Below are 4254 nucleotides of genomic sequence, written 5' to 3' on the forward strand. Positions count from 1 at the left end.
CTGGTCCGTGCCGGCGCGACCTTCGACAAAGGCATCCTCGTCGAACGACCCGACGAACCGACCCACGAATCAGGAGGCGATCAACACGTCGCGTGACACGCCCATCCACAGGTCTTGACTATTCCTCCTTGGTATGCCGCGTCCATGAAGTGGTGGTAGACGGGCGTGTCCCTTGTCCCCCCACCGGTCGCCTCTTCTTGGTAGGGAGGGTTTCCGATGACGACGTCGAACTTCTTACTCACTGTTAGGGCCTTCCGTCAACATGTCGTCGATGAGTTGCTGGCGTTCTGTCGGGTTCATCGTGGTGAGGTTTCCGACGCGGTAGTGGCCGGACTCCTCGATCCAGCGCTTTCGCTGGGGGACGCCGCCCGAGACTGCCTCGATGGTGATGCGGTGGAGGATCTGGTTGTGGCTCATTTCGAAGAGCTGTTTGGTGAGGATGTGCTGGAGGCGTTCGTTCGGGTCGGGGATCTGGTCGGCGAGGCCGGTGTCGAGCCTGCGTACCAGTTCCATGAGGAACAGTCCGGCTGTCGAGAACAGGTCGGCGAAGGTGGCCTCGGGGTCCTCGAAGATGCCGGGGTTCTCCGCCTCCAGGACGTCGACCATCCGCTTGACGACGGGCTTCGGGGTGAACACCAACGAAGTCCTCTGTTGGGGGACGTAGGCGAAGATGTCCTCGGCCAGTTCGTCGTTGAAGTAGTCGGCCAGTTCCTCCTTCTTGTCGAGGAACTCCTGCATGGACCGGTCGAACACTGCTTCGTCGAACAGGCCTGGGATACGCACGGTGGAGCCATCATCGGCTGTGATCTGCTGGCCGTCGCGGAGTACCCGGAACTCGACCTCGGTGATGCCGGTGATCTCGTGGAACACGTCGTCGGGGGTGTAGTCGTCGAAGTTGGCGAGGCGGATGTCGCGGTCTCCGTAGGCCATCAGGAACATGGGGATGGTGCGGGCGAAACCGCGGAGGTGGTCGCGGGCTTCGTCCATGGCCTTGTCGGCGCGCCTCTGCTCGCGCTTGGTTTCCTCGCGGCGCACGGTGGTGGGGACGATGGTCTCCATCGCCTCCTCGACGATGGCGCGGAGGTCGGCCTCGAACGATGCCGCCTGCTCCTCGATCTTGGCTGTGACGGCCTCGTGCTCGACCTCGGTGGCGGCGGCGTCCAGCTCGTCGGCGAGGTGCTTGGAGGCGATGCGGTGCTCGGTGTAGACGCGCTCCACCTTCGCTTCAACCTGCTGTTCGGTGAGCTTCACGTCGTTCTTCACCTGCGCGACGGTGAGGCCGTACTCCTGCTGGAGCTGGTCGCGGGTGGCCTGGGCCTGCTGTGTGACCGACTTGGCGAGCATGGCGGCGGCCTTGGCTGAGGGCGTGTCGGGGGTCACCTTCGGCAGGGCTTCCACGGACCAGACTGGTTTGCCGAGGACCGCAACCTTGGGGTTGATGACGGTTGCCTCGTCGATCTGCACGTTGCCGTCGAGGTCGGTGACCGGCAACGGCTCGGGGAGTTCGATCGGCTCTTTCTTGAGCTTGCCCTGTTTGGCGATGGGGAGCTTGTCGAGGATCTCCTTGAACTGCTCGGAGAACCGGAAGATGCCCGAGACGTTCTCGAACAGCAAGTTCGACAGGAAGCCCCGCCGGACGACCTCGCGGGCCTTGATCTTTGCGGGGAAGGTGAGCACCTGGGCTGCGTCCAGCTCGATCATCCGGCCTTCGGAGTCCTCACCGATCACGGGGAAGAAGTTGAGCAGCCTGCGGATGTTGTCCTGGCGCACGGCCGGGTCGCCGGATGGGTTGGAGCGCAGGTTGTTGGCGAACTGGTCGAAGATGGTGAGGGTGCGCTCGGGGGCGAAGTCGAAGATGTAGGCGTTGTGCTTCTGCAGGATCGAGTTGCCGCGCTGGAAGGTGTGCGGGTTCTGGGCTCGGAACGCGGCTTGCATGTAGCGGGCGGCCGAGCCCATGTCGGAGAGCATGATGACCGCGGTCCACTCCGGGACGGTGACGCCCGTGGTGAGCTGCCCCACCGAGAGGGTGATGGTCTTGCCGCGGTTGGCCTCGGCGGCGGCGATCGCGTTGCGGACCAGGCCCAGCGACTGGCCGATGGTGGCCGGGTCGGACTCATCGGCGCGGCCGTCGCCTGCAGCCAACACCACCGTGTAGTCCTTGAACACGGGGTGCTGCTTGAGGAGGCGCTGGAGGGCCTTGGCGGAAGCGACGCGCTGGAGGAGCCACAGGGAGTGGCGCACCTCGTCGCGGAGCTCAGGAGTGGAGAACGGGTACTTCTCGTTGGTGGTGAGCCGGTCCAGGAACTTCACCACTTCGTCGTGGTGCTCGAAGAAGCCGTTCTCCTTGGTGAGTATTTGGAGTCGTGAGCGCCACTGATTATTGCGGTTGAGCGCCACTCGATATTCACTCTCAGGGCCACTGGTATTGCCGGTGAGCGCCACCCCGGTCGCCGCGACGCTCACCGGCCCGGGTTCAGCCTCGATCCGCCGAGGTGATGGGTGTGCCGTGATGGCGAATGCTCCTGTGACAAGGAAGAATAGGGCTTGCGACAGTCCAATTCGATCCGCAGACAGGAGCACTCGTAGTGCGAGTTTGCCACAGCCTTGACCCCGTTTTCGACGACCCGAACCTGATCGCCTTCGGTGGCCTGCCGGCGGTGATGGCCTTGGCCGAGCAAGCCGGCCTGCACGACCTGGTCGACGCGCACGTGACGGTGCCGGGCACGGCCGGCGCCCACGCGTCGGTGAAGGTGCCGGCGATCATCGCCGGGCTGATCGCCGGCGCGGACAGCATCAGTGACCTGGACGTGCTCCGCCACGGCGGCATGGGCCGGATCTTCACCGGGGTCAGGGCGCCGACCACCCTGGGCACGCACCTGCGCGCCTACCGGTTCGGGCACGTCCGCCAACTGGATGCGGTGGCCACCCGACTGCTGGCCCGCCTCGCCAAGGTGTCGCCGATCCTGTCCGGCGCCGACCAACTCGTCTTCCTGGATGTGGACGACACGATCCGCGAAACCCACGGCTACCACAAGCAGGGCGCCGCCTACGGCTACAGCCGGGTGAAGGGGTTGAACGCCCAGGTGGCGATCCTGTCGACCCCGCTCGCGGCGCCGGTGATCGCCGCCACCCGGCTCCGCAAGGGCAACATCGACTCCGGCCACGGTGCCGCGAGGCTGATCGCAGACAGCCTGGCCACCCTGCGGCGGGCCACCACCCCCGGGACGGTCATCGTGCGCGCCGACAGTGCCTACTTCCGGCACGACGTCGTCGCCGCCGCCACCGCGGGCGGGGCGAAGTTCTCGGTCACGGCCCGCCTGAACAAGGCCGTGACCAGGGCGATCGCCGGCATCGACGAGCAAACCTGGACGGCGATCCGCTACCCGAACGCGATCTACGACGAACAGCAGCAACGCTGGATTTCGGATGCGGAAGTCGCCGAAGTGCCCTTCACCGCGTTCACCTCCCGTCGCAAGGCCGACCACATCACCGCCCGACTGATCGTCCGGCGGGTCAAACGCCTCAACCCGACCGTCGCCAAGTCCCAAGGCGAACTGTTGCCGGGCTACCGGTACCACGCCGTCTTCACAGACACGACGCTGTCGTTGGTCGACGCGGAGGCCGCGCACCGTGACCACGCGGTCATCGAGGCCGTGTTCGCCGACCTCAAGAACGGGCCCCTGGCGCATGCCCCGTCGGGGAAGTTCACCGCGAATGCCGCTTGGCTGGTCCTGACCGCGATCGCGTTCAACCTCACCCGGGCCGCCGCCCGCCTCGCGTCGAAGACCCTCGGGAAGGCCCGCACCCACACGGTGCGCCGCACCCTCATCCAGGTCGCCGCCAGGGTCGCGAACCAGGCCCGACGCTGGCGCCTGCACCTACCGAGCCGCTGGCCCTGGCAACACCAGCTCGCCACCCTCTACGCCGCGGCGCTCGGACCACCAACCGCCGCCACCGCCACCTGACCACCGCCCTCACCGGGCACGACACGAGGAACCCCAGTGGGAAAGCCGGGCAGACCGGCAGCCCCTCTACGCCCCTCTACGCCCACCCCCCGAAATCACCCGCGTGTCACTCCGGAAACGCCGAAACCCTCACTCACGAACTCGGGTCGGCGGATCGAGGTTTGGAGTGTTCCCGAAAAAATGGAGGCGTAGTTTATGCCGCGAGTTCGCGGATGTGTCTGAATCCTAGCTCGTATTCGTGTGGTGTCAAATAGCCTAGTGTCGAATGCCTTCGGGTCCGGTTGTAGTA

Annotated in this window: 3 protein-coding genes; 1 reads left to right on the forward strand and 2 read right to left on the reverse strand. The window is 65.8% G+C overall.

What is annotated here, in order from left to right:
- Positions 1 to 80 precede the first annotated feature (80 nt).
- Positions 81 to 242, reverse strand: coding sequence for an Eco57I restriction-modification methylase domain-containing protein (locus H5397_RS17070; protein WP_309224398.1), 162 nt, complete (start codon positions 240 to 242; stop codon positions 81 to 83).
- Entirely contained in the window at positions 235 to 2463 is a 2229-nt protein-coding gene (locus H5397_RS17075) for a hypothetical protein (protein WP_182818921.1), read from the reverse strand. Before H5397_RS17075 ends, H5397_RS17070 begins: the two co-directional genes overlap by 8 nt.
- Before the next feature lie 122 nt (positions 2464 to 2585).
- Here H5397_RS17075 and H5397_RS17080 point away from each other — a divergent pair, with 122 nt between their 5' ends.
- Positions 2586 to 3965, forward strand: a complete 1380-nt coding sequence (locus H5397_RS17080) for an IS1380 family transposase (protein WP_182818922.1) — start codon at positions 2586 to 2588, stop codon at positions 3963 to 3965.
- Positions 3966 to 4254 lie beyond the last annotated feature (289 nt).

Origin of the sequence: Propioniciclava sp. MC1683, from assembly GCF_014164675.1 — a bacterium.
Classification (GTDB): domain Bacteria; phylum Actinomycetota; class Actinomycetes; order Propionibacteriales; family Propionibacteriaceae; genus Propioniciclava.